Raw genomic sequence first — 14,086 nt, forward strand, 5'->3', positions numbered from 1 at the left:
AAAAAGCCTTGTTACTGCACAGGCGTACCGGTACAGAAACAAGGCCATATATCAATAAACAGCAAACGCTGCAAACCAACAATCAAGCCAGTGCATCCCTACGCCGGTATTATCCGTGTCAGGTTGTGCGGGTATTATCTCAGCCTTAACCCTGCGGTTAAAGCACCCCGTGCTATATAAAACGAAGGTAGTTTATTTAATGGAAAATGGCGGATAGAATTTTTATAAATAAAATCATAAGCAATTTAGTTCATACATACAGAGCGCTTTTAACCCGTTACAAAAATTCAGCATATAAAATTTTTCAGAAATTAACACTCTATCCATTAGTGTGTTAAGCGAATATTAAGCAAAGGAGGGGCATTTTTACACTTTGCTGTCATAACTTATTGTACATTTGCAACAACAAAATAGTGCGGGATGGAGCAGTTGGTAGCTCGTCGGGCTCATAACCCGAAGGTCGTAGGTTCGAGTCCTGCTCCCGCTACCTGAAAAAGAGCCTTTAATTGAAAAATTAAAGGCTCTTTTGTTATCATGCCGGAATATCGCATGTGAATTACACGCTTAAAAAGAAAAAACTTCCCCTTCCGGCACCTTATTCCCTAACATCAATCACCAATTTTCCAATCGCCTTGCCATGCTCCAATATCTGGTGCGCTTCATTAGCGGTAGCGAGCGTAAACCTGCGTTCATCAACCAAAGGAACCATTTTCCCTGCTTCGGCAAGTTTGGTAGCCTCTTCCATAATTTCTCCATGATGTTTACAGCCCTTACCGGTAATCATTGGCATTAAAGTAAATACGCCGGAATATGTTGCGCCGCGGAAGGATAAAGGCGCCAGTTTGTGCTCTCCCCATCCCAAACAGCTTACTACGTGGCCGGTGTAAAAACGGGCGGCAGCGAACGAGGCATCCAATGTAGCGCCGCCAAGGGTATCGTAAACAATATCAAAGCCTTCGCCATCGGTGTACTCGTTCACATATTGCCCGACTGTTTTTTCCCGGTAATCAATAAATGTAGCGCCAATGCTTTCAATATATGGTTGTTGAGCCGCACTGCCGGTAGCATAAACCCAGGCACCAAAAGCTTTGGCAATTTGTACCGCTAAATGGCCAACACCACCGGCACCGCCATGTACCAGTACTTTTTGCCCCTCGTGCACCTTAGCCCGGTCAACCAATCCTTCCCAGGCTGTAATAAAGTTAAGCGGCATCGAGGCCGATTGCCGCATGCTCAGGTTTGATGGTTTTAAGGCCAATAAATCGGCATCGAAAGCGCCGTATTGGGCATAAGTGCCCTGCAGGCCGCCAATCCCCCCGGCAAGGCCGTAAACTTCATCGCCAGCCTTAAAACGGGTAACGCCTTCGCCAACAGCTTCTACCTCGCCTGCAAAATCCATCCCTAAAACAGCGGGTAACGGTTGCTGGGCATGGCCCCCTTTACCGGTACGGATCTTGTTATCCAGCACACTTACGCCACTGGCTACTATCCGTACCAACACTTGCCCGGCTGCGGCTACCGGGCGTTCAACTTCGGTTAATACAAAAGGAGCGTTCGCTTCGGCTGCAATGAGGGCTTGCATGGTTGTTTTATTTTGAGTTTTCATTGTTTTTGTGCTTATCATTTAATTGCAATGCAAAATTATACAAGAGCACAACCACTCTTCTTGTACAATCATTCGTAACATTTGTATATTTATACTATGGTAAAAGACAACCTGTATCAGCCATTTGAAATTGTTTTGCGCGAACCGCTCAGCGCATGCCCCCGCAGCGAACATTCACACAGCTTTTTCGAGTTTATTTATATTGTAAGCGGCAGCGGTAAACAGCGCATCAACAAAAGCAAATTCGCGTACAGGCCCGGTCACTTGTTTTTACTTACGCCGGATGATTCACATTACTTCGAAATCGAGGCTGAAACGCAGTTCCTGTTTGTCCGGTTTAACCCGCTTTATATTAAAAACAGCAAGCTGACCGGCGAAATGGCACAACATCTTGACTTCCTGTTAAAAAATACCCAACAAGCTCCGGGCTGTATATTAAAAACAAGTGAAGATAAAGCCGTTGTGAAAGCCATCATGCAGGCTATAATCAGCGAAAAACAAAAAACCAGTTTGTACAGCAAACCGCTTTTGAAGCAGTATGTCAATACTATTATCATAATAGCCGCCCATAACATGGCCTTGAGTATGCCTGATGAGGTTGATGAAAATACCGAAGAGAAAGCGTTAGATATCCTGCAATACATCCAGGCCAATATTTACTTTCCCGAAAAATTGAAAGCTGAAGTTATAGCCGATAAAATGAGCCTCTCCGAAACATACCTGGGCAGGTATTTTAAAAAGCATGCCGGCGAAACCATGCAGCAATACATTATCAATTACAAGCTTAAGCTGATTGAAAACCGCTTGCTTCACAGCAGCATGCGCATGGCAGAAATAGCCAACGAACTTGGCTTTAACGACGAAAGCCATTTGAACAGGATTTTTAAGAAATACAGAAATGTAAATCCGTCGGAGTTTAGGAAAACGGGGATAATCGATAACGCGATTATTGCTTAATGCATTTATCTTCTTAAAGGCATCGTCAATAAGGATCTCATTTCATCCTAAAGGCGCATTTTTTTTGTTAAAAGATGATTTACCCAAACTTAACCTGCTATTAATAATAGAAATCTCAATATAAATTACCAATTTCATTAGAATATATGTAAAAAAATCAAAATAATTTGCTTTTTTATCAAAAACACTTCATAAATTACAATTCTTAAAGATAACTGATTATCAATTTTTAAACTATTGTAATTTTTTCATGGAAGAATCAGCTTATTTTGACAAATACAGCCCAATTGATAACGTTTGGGACGAAATGTACGGCACCGACGCTAATGTTCGTGAGCATTACCGCAAGGTGATCGATTACATTTCGAAAGAATCGGCCGACGACCTGAACAAAAAAGAAGAGCTCGCCAAACGCCTTTTTATGAGCCAGGGCATTACCTTTACCGTTTACAACAGCGGCGAGGGTATTGAAAAGATTTTTCCGTTCGATATTATCCCCCGGATCATCACGGCAAGCGAGTGGGCTTTTGTTGAGCGTGGCATCAAGCAACGCCTTACGGCGCTCAATCTTTTCCTGAAGGATATTTACCATAATCAGTTTATTGTAAAAGACGGCATTGTACCGATAGATATCATTTATTCCTGTCCGCATTTTCTGCGCGAAATGTACCAGCTCCAGGTACCTTATGACATTTATGTACACATTTCAGGCATCGATCTGATCCGCGATCACGACGGCACTTTTTATGTACTGGAAGATAACCTTCGTACCCCATCGGGCGTAAGTTATATGCTCGAAAACCGGGAAATTACCAAGCGCTTATTTCCGGATCTGCTGCCGCAGTGCAGTGTGCGCAGTGTTACCGAATACCCGTCTATTTTATATAAAAACCTGCTGGCCCTTTCGCCAAGGCAAATCCAGAACCCAACCATCGTGTTGCTCACACCGGGCATTTACAACTCGGCCTATTTTGAGCATACCACGCTGGCCCGTTTAATGGGCGTTGAGCTGGTTGAAGGCCGCGACCTGGTAGTAAATAACCATAAAGTATACATGAAAACCACCACCGGTCTGCAGCAGGTTGATGTAATTTACCGCCGGGTGGACGACGAGTTTTTAGATCCGCTGGTATTTAACCCCGAAAGCATGTTGGGTGTGGCAGGCCTGATGGGCGCTTATCGCAAAGGCAATGTAGCGATAGTGAATGCAACAGGAACCGGCGTTGCCGACGATAAGGCCGTTTATGCCTACGTGCCGGATATGATCCGCTATTACCTGAACGAGGAACCGGTGCTTAAAAACGTACCCACACACCAGCTGGGCAACCCCGACGAGCGCGCGTATGTTTTTGAAAACCTAAACAAAATGGTGGTAAAAAAAACCAACGGCAGCGGCGGCTATGGCATGCTGATGGGCCATGCCGCCAGCGAACAGGAAATTGAAGATTACAAAAAGGAAATCCTGAAAGATCCGCGTAACTTCATAGCGCAGCCAACCATCAACCTATCGGCAGCACCATGTTATATGCAGGGCTCGTTAAAACCCCGCAGGGTTGATTTAAGGCCTTACGCGTTATACGGCCCGGATGGCATTGAGATAGTACCTGGCGGCCTCACCCGGGTGGCGCTGAAGGAAGGTTCGCTGGTAGTTAACAGCTCGCAGGGCGGGGGCAGTAAGGATACGTGGGTATTGACCTAAGGCGAAAGGATAAAGGTGAAAGGCAAAAGGTTTTTAATCAATCAAAAAATAAAGGATACGGACAAATAAATCCGAAATCGAACATCCGAATTCCGAAATTCAAATTATATGTTAAGCAGGGTAGCAGCAAGTTTTTATTGGTTAAGCCGTTACATTGAGCGCAGCGATGGTTTGCTGCGGATGCTCAAAATTAATTACGCGTCGTCGCAGGATACGGTGCAGGAATTTACCTGGGAGCCGGTAATGCGCATTTTTGCCGGTTTGGATGCGGATGAAGCCGAGGCGCTTGAAAATGACAGCCGTGCAGTTTTAAAATATATGGTTACAGGTAAAAACAATTCCAACTCCATATTAAACATCATTACGCTGGCCCGCGAAAATGCACGCGGGGTACAGGAGCACATTACTAAAGATTTGTGGCAATGCCTGAACGAGTATTATCACACGGTAAAAGACCCGCGACTTGACCGCGCCCTTCAGCGCGAAGACCCGATAAGCGTATTGGATGTGCTGATTAAACAGGTTATGCTGTACTATGGCACCGTAGAAATTACCATGGAACGCGGCGAAGGCCGGGCATTTATGAACATCGGCAAATACCTGGAACGGGCAATCCAATCGGTGGATATCCTTGACACCAAATTTAGCTCTATCAGCGAAAACCCCGACCTGCTTACAGACACCACCTACTGGAAACACCTTTTACTGTCGTTAGGCGGTTACGAACTCTACCTTAAAACCTACCGCGAAGGCTTTGAATCAGAGAACGTACTGGAACAGGTGGTATTGAATGTTGATTTTCCGCGATCTGTTATTTATTCGGTAAACAATATTCAGCGCTATTTTGATAGATTGAAGAACGAAAGCAATGTAGATGACTACCGCGAAATGTCGTTCCAGATAGGCAGGTTGCAAAGCCGAATTAAATACAGCTCGGTAAAAAGCATTAAAGCAGAAGGTTTGCACCTGTTTTTAACACAGATCAGGAGCGAACTGTACAGTATAGGCAATTCGCTGAACCAGCACTATTTTGCCAATTCATAATTATTATTTGAAAATGAGTTGATTTGAAGATTTGAAAAATGCCGGTCTGGTTTTCATTTTCAAACTTTCAAACTAACAAATCAATCAATTAAAGCCATGCCCGAATTTAAGATCCAACATATCACCAAATACACTTACGAAGGCCCCGTTCGCGATAGCGCCAACCAGATCATTCTTTTCCCCATCAAAGATGAATACCAGGAGGTAATTAAACAGGAACTGCATATAACCGGCAACCCGGTTGTTGATACCCATATTGATTACTACGGCAACGAAGTGGGCAGTTTTACTTACAGTGAGCCACACGCAACGCTGTTGATCAACTCAAAGATCGACGTGATTACCCGCCCCCGGCCTTTGCCTGTAAACGATATTTTCCCCGAACAACACTGGGAAGATTTAAAGCGTCTGCAATACATGGTGCCATATATAGATTTTTTAAAGCAGGAATACTTTGAAGGGCTGCACGAATTGCAGGCCTTTGTTGAAACCGAGCACAATAAAAACGAAGCGCCTTACCAGGTAGCCCTCAGGTTTTGCAACTGGGTATACAAAAATTTTGAGTACATCAAAGGTGTTACTTCCGTCGAAACCACACTTGATGAAGTATGGAAACTTAAAGCCGGGGTATGCCAGGATTTCGCGCATATATTGATGGTGATGCTGCGCCTGCTTAAAATACCCGCCCGCTATGTAAGCGGTTACATATGTACGCATAGCAGCGCCATGCGGGGCGCCGGTGCAACACACGCCTGGGCCGAAGTTTACATTCCGGATTACGGCTGGCTGGGTATCGATCCAACCAATAATTGTGTAGCCAACGAAACCCATGTACGCCTGGCCGTTGGCCGCAACTTTTCGGATTGTTCGCCGGTTAAGGGAGTGTATAAAGGCTCATTTGGCCACAAGCTGGAGGTATCGGTTTTGGTGGATGACGCCGACGCCATTTTATTTGAAGAGAAACCAGCCGAGATACCTGCCCTGCATGCCACCGGCTTTGCCAAAAACAGTTATCAACGTTATATGGAGGTTATCCAGCAACAACAACAGCAGCAGCAATGATTTAGTTGGCAGGGAATTTGTTGCAAAAGCGCCGGCAACGGTTAGTTGCAGGGAAGAAAGAATTAATTTAATATTGCCAACTAACGTCTTTCTTCTTTCAAAAACCCGATAATTCAAATAATCATCAAACCAGGTGCATCAAGTTTATAAATTACTATTGTTAATGATGTCGGTGGCTGTAATTAGTGCCTGTTCGCCCAAAATACAACCGCCTTACGCGGCTGCCAATAAAGTATACCATACCCAAACCGATTCGCTGGTTGAGGTAATAAGCCGCGAACAACCCGCCATGCTGGTTGACAGCGCTGGCGGCGCCATCCCATCCGAATGGGTGGGCACGGTAAACTTTAACCTGCGCAAACCCAATTATGTAATTATCCATTACACCGCGCAGGATTCGGTTAAACAAACCCTTAACACGTTCACCCTGGTAAAGCCCCAGGTAAGCGCACATTATGTGGTGAGCAAAGATGGCAAGGTGTACCATATGCTTAACGACTACCTGCGCGCCTGGCATGCAGGTATCAGCAAATGGGGCAGCATCAGCGATATGAACAGCTGCTCGATAGGTATCGAGATTGACAATAACGGGCACGAACCTTTTAACGATGTACAGGTTAAAAGTCTGCTGGCCCTACTGGCTCAGCTTAAAAAAGCCTACAACATTCCTCAAGCCAATTTTATCGGCCACCAGGACATAGCGCCGTCGCGCAAGCCCGACCCGGGGCCACTGTTCCCATGGAAACTGTTAGCGCAAAAAGGATTTGGTTTTTGGCGGGAAGAGCTCCTGGAACTCCCGCCCGATAATTTTGATTATGCTACAGCATTGCGGCTGATGGGCTATGATACCAGCAACCTGCCTGCCGCTATTGTGGCCTTTAAACGGCATTTTGTACAAACGGATGAAACGCCCGTTATGACAGGGCTGGATTTGAATATTTTGTATAACGTTTATAGGAAGTATTAGCCCCCGGCCCCCTGAAGGGGGAGGAATTATACAAATGTAGTGTTACAAACGCTAAACCACGTTAAGCGCCCGTTGCAAACGAGCGCAAGTAAATAATTTAAATTCGATGTTGATTTTGTTGGATATAGATGGTGTGCTGGTTTCGGCTGCCTCGTGGCGAAAACCTGAATTCATGGATGATGGCTTTCCGGTATTTAACGAAGCTTCGGTTAAAGCCCTCCAACGCATTCTCGCTGAAACGGGTGCTTCTATTTTACTAACAACTTCGCATAAGTTAAAGTATGAGCTTACAGAATGGAAAATCATGCTTAACGCCAGAGGGATTTATCCCAAAGAAATTCAACGACTTTATACTGATAGCCTGACTAAAAAACGCTTGGACGAGATATTGGAATGGTATCAAAAGCGGCAATTACCTAACCGGGCATTTGTAATTATTGATGATGATAAGATGTTGAACAACTTACCTGAAAATATCAAACGCAACCTTATTTTAACAAGCTCATCAGTCGGGCTTACAGATGAACTTGCGGATAAGGCAATTAATATTTTGAGGAAAAAGGAATTATAGCGTTACAAACGCTATACCACGTTAAGCGCTCGTTGCAAACGAGCGCAAGTAAATTACCTGGACAAACAATTACCTGGCACTTGCCGATACAATCAAAAAAACGCCCCGCACAATAAATTGTACAAGGCGTCATACTTTTAACCTCCCCCTTCAGGGCGCCGGGGGGCTAAATCCACTCAAACTTAGTATAAGGCACCAGCACTTCCGGCACTTTAATACCTTGTTCAGTCTGGTTATTTTCTAACAAAGTGGCCACAATACGCGGCAAAGCCAGGGCGCTGCCGTTAAGTGTGTGCGCTAATTGCGTTTTACCCTCCGCATTGCGGAAACGCAGTTTTAGCCTGTTGCTCTGGAAGGTTTCGAAGTTTGATACTGATGATACCTCCAGCCAGCGTTGTTGCGCGGCGCTCCAGGTTTCCATATCGTAAGTTAAAGCCGAGCCGAAGCCCATATCGCCGCCGCAAAGGCGCAATACACGATATGGCAAGCCTAAGTTTTTTAACAGGCCCTGTACGTGGTTGCTCATCAACTCCAATATCTCGTACGATTTATCCGGATGGGCAATGGTTACAATCTCCACCTTATCAAACTGGTGCAAGCGGTTTAAACCACGCACATGCGCGCCGTATGAACCCGCTTCGCGGCGGAAACATGGCGTATGCCCGCAATTGCGGACAGGCAGCTGATCTTCTTTCAAAATCACCTCCCGGTACAGGTTGGTGATGGGCACCTCGGCAGTTGGGATCAGGTAAAGGTTATCGATACCTACGTGGTACATCTGTCCTTCCTTATCAGGCAGTTGCGATGTGCCAAAGCCAGAAGCCTCGTTCACCATCAGCGGTACGCTTACTTCACTGTAGCCTGCTTTTTCGGCCTCATCAATAAAATAATTAATGAGGGCGCGTTGCAGTTTTGCGCCTTTGCCTTTGTATACCGGAAAACCTGCGCCGGTTATTTTAACACCCAATTCAAAATCAATAAGGCCGTATTTGGCAGCCAGTTCCCAGTGCGGCAGGGCATCGGCAGGCAGTTCCGGCTTTTCGCCATGCTCTAAAACAACCTCGTTATCTTCAGGAGTTAATCCCTTAGGTACCGAACTGTGCGGCAGGTTGGGCAGCAGCACCAGTTTTTGATAAAGCTCTTCTTCTAATGCTACCAAATTATCACCTTCTTCCTTTGCTATATCTTTTAATGTCTTTAAGTCCGTAATTCCTGGCACATCGGCTGTGCCGGATTTTATCGCCTCGGCTTCTTCCTTTTTACCGGAACGCATAAGTTCACCGATTAACTTAGATGTTGTATTAACCTGCATTTGAATTTTTTCCAAATAGGTTTTGGTCGAACGTAATTTGCTGTCCAGCTCAATTATTTCATCAACCAGTTCGGGCTGTTTAAAATTTTTTACAGCCAAACGTTCCAAAACCTGTTCCCGGTTATCACGGATATAACTAACTTGCAGCATTATTTGATTTTTTTTTTAGGCAAAGATATAAATAAGTCGATAGTCCATAGTCGATAGTCCATAGTAATTTGCGTTATACCAAGGGGTAATTCAAAGCCATGGACTATGGGCCATCAACCAAGGACTTAAAATCAACCATGAACAACACCACAGGAAAACTATACTTAGTTCCTACCCCAATCGGTAACCTTGAGGATATGACCTTCAGGGCTATCCGCGTACTCAAAGAGGCTGATCTGATCCTGGCTGAGGATACCCGTACATCTGCGCCGATGCTGAAGCATTTTGAGATCCATCAGAAAGTATTTGCGCATCATCAGCATAATGAACATCAGTCAAGCAACGAGATTGTGAAATTTTTGCTGGAAGGAAAAAACATTGCCCTCATTTCGGACGCTGGTACACCGGCTATTTCCGACCCTGGTTTTTACCTGGTACGCGAGGCTTTGAAGTTTAATATCGCTGTTGAGTGCCTGCCGGGCGCTACCGCTTTTGTGCCGGCCCTGGTTAACTCGGGTTTCCCTACCGATAAATTTTGTTTTGAAGGGTTTCTGCCCCTGAAAAAGGGCCGCCAAACCAGGTATAAATTTTTAGCACAGGAAGAACGTACGATTATACTTTACGAGTCGCCGCACCGTTTGTTAAAAACACTGGATGAGATGGCTACCTATTTTGGTACCGACAGGCAGATCTCGGTATCTCGCGAGCTGACCAAAATGTTTGAAGAAACCGTGCGGGGAACTGTTACCGAAGTAAAGCAATACTTTGAAACACACCCCATGAAAGGCGAATTTGTGATGTGCGTGGCAGGGGCCCCGGCCAAACCAGCCAAAGGAAAGTATGAGCGCGATGAGGATGAAGAATAGTAAATAGTATTAAAATAACCACCCGTTATTGCGAGGCACGAAGCAATCTCCAATAAGCAGGTTCGCCCTGTATAGTTCGCGATTGCTTCGTACCTCGCAATGACGGGTTGGAATAACACTCTACATGAAAAAAAACCTACCATTAGCCATACTCTCAGGCCTCCTTTTGTGGATAGCCTGGCCCCCTACTCCATATACCACTTTTTTATTGTTTATCGGTTTTGTGCCGATGCTGCTGGCTATCGAAAACATTATTAAAGATGAAAAGGCTAAAAAAGGCAGGCGCGTATTTAACACCGCTTTCATCGGCTTCCTGGTCTGGAATACGCTTAGTGTTTATTGGGTTTATAATGCCCTTAAATCAATTGGCGAGATAGTAGCTATCCCAATTACACTTATCCCCTATTCTCTTGGCCCGCTGTTAATGGCTACTGCTTTTTGGCTTTATTACCGCTTAAGATTGGTTGCACCCCGCTGGGTAGCGCTTATCGGCCTGGTTTGTTTTTGGGTGGGATACGAATATTTGCACCAAAGCTGGGATTTGAATTTTCCGTGGATGACTTTGGGTAACGGTTTTGCCGTATCGCACCAGTGGGTACAATGGTATGAGTATACCGGCGTTTACGGCGGCACATTGTGGGTTTGGGCCGTAAATATTCTTCTGTTTTTAATTTATGCTGGTCTCCGCGAAGCGCAAAATAAAAACACCCGGCTGGCGCTAATCGGGGCTACATTGGTGGTTTTATTGGCACCGCTCGGCTATTCGCTTTCGGTTTATAATAATTATGTTGAAGAGCAAAACCCATCCAATGTGGTAGTGGCCCAGCCCAATATCGATCCTTACGAAAAAGAAGGAAGCATCCCCGCTAATTTACAGGTAGATGTGCTGATCCACCTTTCCAGGCAAATTGCCCAGCCCAACACCGAATACTTTATCTGGCCCGAAACCGCCATTCCTGAATACATCGATGAGGATAAGCTACGAAGCAGCAACCTGATAGCCCAGGCAAAGTTTTTTTTACGCAACTACAAAAACGCCAACCTGATAACCGGTGCCGAAACCTATAAAATGTACGATACCAGAGCTACCAATACTGCAAAACCCTCGCCGGACGGTGGTTTTTACGATAGCTACAATACAGCTTTAAGCATCGAAAACGGCGACAGGCTGCAAACCTATCATAAATCGCGCCTGGTACCGGGTGCCGAATCTCTGCCATTTGGCGATGCTTTATCATTCATGAAACCGGTATTTGAACATTTGGGCGGCGCTACAGGCACCTATGCACCCGATAAAGATGCAGGCGTATTTTACTCGCAAAGCGGTATCGGGGCGGCGCCCTCTATTTGCTTTGAATCTATCTGGGGCGCTTATGTAGCCCGTTCAGTGGCCAAGGGGGCACAATTCATCGCTATTATCACCAATGATGGCTGGTGGGAAAACACCTCAGGCAAAGATCAGCATCTGGACTATGCCAAGCTCCGCGCCATCGAAACCCGCCGCTGGGTGTGCCGCTCAGCCAATACAGGCATCTCGGCATTTATCAACCAGCGGGGCGATATCGTTAAACATACCGAATGGTGGACCAAAACCGCCATTAAACAGGATATCAACCTGAACAGTACCATTACATTTTATGTAAAACACGGCGATTATATCCCGCAAACGGGAAGTGTTTTGGCAGGACTGGGAATGTTATTTTTGTTGGGGATGAGGTTAAAGAGGAGACAGGTAGTAACCGCATAGCCAAAGGTTAATCAAGTACCGACAGTGTGGTTTTGATAATATCGTCAAAAAAAGCCCTTTCTTTAATTGATTTGGCCGATACCTGTAAGCCTTTGATGGTATTGGAAATGAAGCGGGCAAGCGCCCTGGCATCCTGCCGGGTCTGGATCTCGCCGCTTTGCTGCCCCTTAACTATAGCCATGTAAAAGGCTTCCTCCATTTGCTGTACGCTGCGGCAAATCACATCTTTAACGCAATCGTCGTGCGATGCCAGTTCAATTTCGGCATTCACCATGAAACAGCCTTTTTGCTGGTCATCGCCAATCAAATCATTTACCGTAAGCTCAAGCAGGCGTTTTATTGCAGCTTTTGCACCTGGAGCGGATTTAATCAGGTTGCAAACCTGTTCATCGGCCGCTTTCTGGTAACGCTCTAACGATTTAACATACAGGGTATGTTTATCGGTAAAGGTATCGTACATGCTTGATCTGCTTATGCCGAGGCCGTCTACCAGGTCTTGCATGGAGGTGCCGTTGTATCCTTTATTCCAAAAAATGCAAATAGCCTTACGCAGTACCTCTTCCTCATCAAAATCTTTGGTTCGTGCCATAATTAAAAAAGCTCTGCCTGTTTTAAAAGGCAAAGCTATTCATTTTTAGTTAATTGTTTAAACGTAAACCTTACCTCACGCCGCCACTGGCCAGTATGATCTCGCCGGTTAACCAGCCCGCATCGTCAGACGCGAGAAATACCGCTACCGGGGCGATATCATTTGGCTGGCCGATGCGGCCAAGCGGTGTAGTGGCCTCAAGCTGCGATTGAAAATCGCTGCCGATAAATCCGGCGGTATGTGTACCCTCTGTTTCTACCATACCCGGGTTAATAGCATTTACACGTATTTTTTTAGGCCCCAATTCCTTCGACAACACTTGTGTTATGGAATCAACTGCGCCTTTAGTGCCGGTATAGATAGCGCTTTGCGGCGGGGTAATGCGGGTTACCGTTGAGCTGATGTTGATAATGCTTCCGCCTTTATCGCCAAAGCTTGCCACAGCGCCTTTAGTTGCTAATAACAAGCCCAGTACGTTGGTGTTAAACTGCCGGTGAAATTCTTCTTCAGTGACCGCTTCTATAGGGGTGAACTGGTATACGCCGGCATTATTTACCAGGATATCCGCGGCACCAAAAGCTTCATGTGTTTCTGCAAAAATACGATCTACATCAGCGCTTTTTGATACATCGCCCTGCACTGCTATAGCTTTACCGCCGTTACCGGTAATATCGGCAACCACTTTATCAGCACCGGTTTTATCAGAAGAATAATTTACTACTACCGAAGCACCTTCGGCGGCTAATCCCCTTGCTATTTCGGCTCCTATGCCTTTTGATGCGCCGGTTACAACGGCTACCTTGTTTTCTAACTTTTTCATTTTTTCAGATGTTTTGTTTTGCGTTTCTGGAATGTTTGTTCCGCAAATATAGAGACGTTTTGGAATACTCATTCCGAAATAAACTTTTATTAGGATAGGATGACAAATCACCTATAATTCCGGTAAAAGATTCCAAACGTTTTTCACCGCCAAAACCCATCCTTTTACCGACATCTTATCTGCGCTAACCTATCTTCCATAGGCTTCTGATAGTTACGGATATACCTTTATATCATAAACAATCGCAAACATTAAAACTTACTGAGATGAACACTTATCAAAACCCATATATGTCATTCGACGGTATCACTCCCGAAGAGTACACATTTCTGCAGCAGGCTACCGCCTCATTAACAGAAAACCAGGCACGCACTTTTATGTCATTTTATGCCAGCAAAAGGCGTAACCCGCAGGATATCATGTTTGCAACGCTGGCCGGCTTCCTGGGCGTATCCGGCATACAGCGCTTCATGACAGATCAGATTGGTATGGGGATCCTGTACTTTTTTACCGCAGGCTTTTGCTTTATCGGTACTATTGTGGATCTGATCAACTACAAAACCATCGCTAACGATTATAATCGCCAAATGGCCTACGAAAGCTTCAACATCGCTAAAATGAGCAACTAAATCCCTGTAAGGGCATAGTTTCACCATATATCAAAAAAAATCCACCTTCTGTTACGAGGTGGATTTT

The 14,086-nt window shown here is 45.3% G+C and carries 13 protein-coding genes, 1 tRNA gene and 1 riboswitch; of the genes, 10 read left to right on the forward strand and 4 right to left on the reverse strand.

Annotated elements, in window-relative coordinates:
• Positions 1–78: 78 nt before the first annotated feature.
• Positions 79–180, reverse strand: a riboswitch (TPP riboswitch).
• 234 nt (positions 181–414) lie between these two features.
• A tRNA-Met gene (locus LX99_RS17745) sits at positions 415–487 on the forward strand.
• Positions 488–595: 108 nt separating this feature from the next.
• Here LX99_RS17745 and LX99_RS17750 read toward each other — a convergent pair.
• Complete coding sequence (locus LX99_RS17750) at positions 596–1,606, reverse strand: zinc-dependent alcohol dehydrogenase family protein (RefSeq protein ID WP_211319050.1); 1,011 nt, start codon at positions 1,604–1,606, stop codon at positions 596–598.
• Between the two features lie 96 nt (positions 1,607–1,702).
• On the opposite strand from LX99_RS17750, the gene LX99_RS17755 reads away from it, so the two are divergent.
• The 6 genes from LX99_RS17755 (at position 1,703) to LX99_RS17780 (ending at position 7,906) form a co-directional block, all read left to right on the forward strand.
• On the forward strand, positions 1,703–2,563 hold the full coding sequence (locus LX99_RS17755; RefSeq protein WP_109609091.1) for an AraC family transcriptional regulator: 861 nt from the start codon (positions 1,703–1,705) through the stop codon (positions 2,561–2,563).
• A gap of 250 nt (positions 2,564–2,813) precedes the next feature.
• Entirely contained in the window at positions 2,814–4,262 is a 1,449-nt protein-coding gene (locus LX99_RS17760; protein WP_109609092.1) for a circularly permuted type 2 ATP-grasp protein, read from the forward strand.
• 108 nt (positions 4,263–4,370) lie between these two features.
• On the forward strand, positions 4,371–5,306 hold the full coding sequence (locus tag LX99_RS17765; RefSeq protein WP_022830450.1) for an alpha-E domain-containing protein: 936 nt from the start codon (positions 4,371–4,373) through the stop codon (positions 5,304–5,306).
• A gap of 96 nt (positions 5,307–5,402) precedes the next feature.
• Positions 5,403–6,368, forward strand: a complete 966-nt coding sequence (locus LX99_RS17770; RefSeq protein WP_022830451.1) for a transglutaminase family protein — start codon at positions 5,403–5,405, stop codon at positions 6,366–6,368.
• A 133-nt stretch (positions 6,369–6,501) separates the two neighbouring features.
• On the forward strand, positions 6,502–7,335 hold the full coding sequence (locus LX99_RS17775) for an N-acetylmuramoyl-L-alanine amidase (RefSeq protein ID WP_031266067.1): 834 nt from the start codon (positions 6,502–6,504) through the stop codon (positions 7,333–7,335).
• A gap of 106 nt (positions 7,336–7,441) precedes the next feature.
• Complete coding sequence (locus LX99_RS17780) at positions 7,442–7,906, forward strand: HAD domain-containing protein (RefSeq protein ID WP_109609093.1); 465 nt, start codon at positions 7,442–7,444, stop codon at positions 7,904–7,906.
• Positions 7,907–8,072: 166 nt separating this feature from the next.
• Here the strand turns inward: LX99_RS17780 and serS are convergent, their stop codons facing one another.
• The gene (gene serS, locus LX99_RS17785; protein ID WP_109609094.1) at positions 8,073–9,368 is read right to left on the reverse strand and encodes a serine--tRNA ligase; all 1,296 of its coding nucleotides are present in this window, start codon (positions 9,366–9,368) and stop codon (positions 8,073–8,075) included.
• Between the two features lie 98 nt (positions 9,369–9,466).
• On the opposite strand from serS, the gene rsmI reads away from it, so the two are divergent.
• Together rsmI and lnt are read left to right on the forward strand one after the other, a co-directional pair.
• Positions 9,467–10,234: a 16S rRNA (cytidine(1402)-2'-O)-methyltransferase gene (gene rsmI, locus LX99_RS17790; protein WP_109609095.1), complete on the forward strand. Its 768-nt coding sequence runs from the start codon at positions 9,467–9,469 to the stop codon at positions 10,232–10,234.
• 124 nt (positions 10,235–10,358) lie between these two features.
• Entirely contained in the window at positions 10,359–11,981 is a 1,623-nt protein-coding gene (lnt, locus tag LX99_RS17795) for an apolipoprotein N-acyltransferase (RefSeq protein WP_109609096.1), read from the forward strand.
• A 7-nt stretch (positions 11,982–11,988) separates the two neighbouring features.
• Here lnt and LX99_RS17800 read toward each other — a convergent pair whose 3' ends face one another.
• Positions 11,989–12,570 carry a TetR/AcrR family transcriptional regulator gene (locus LX99_RS17800; RefSeq protein ID WP_022830457.1) on the reverse strand — a complete coding sequence of 194 codons (582 nt, stop codon included), beginning with the start codon at positions 12,568–12,570 and terminating at the stop codon, positions 11,989–11,991.
• Positions 12,571–12,640: 70 nt separating this feature from the next.
• Complete coding sequence (locus LX99_RS17805; protein ID WP_031266070.1) at positions 12,641–13,390, reverse strand: SDR family NAD(P)-dependent oxidoreductase; 750 nt, start codon at positions 13,388–13,390, stop codon at positions 12,641–12,643.
• Positions 13,391–13,656: 266 nt separating this feature from the next.
• Here LX99_RS17805 and LX99_RS17810 point away from each other — a divergent pair, with 266 nt between their 5' ends.
• Positions 13,657–14,019, forward strand: a complete 363-nt coding sequence (locus LX99_RS17810) for a TM2 domain-containing protein (RefSeq protein WP_109609097.1) — start codon at positions 13,657–13,659, stop codon at positions 14,017–14,019.
• Positions 14,020–14,086: the final 67 nt, after the last annotated feature.

The organism is Mucilaginibacter oryzae (assembly GCF_003148845.1).
Taxonomy (GTDB): Bacteria; Bacteroidota; Bacteroidia; order Sphingobacteriales; family Sphingobacteriaceae; genus Mucilaginibacter; species Mucilaginibacter oryzae.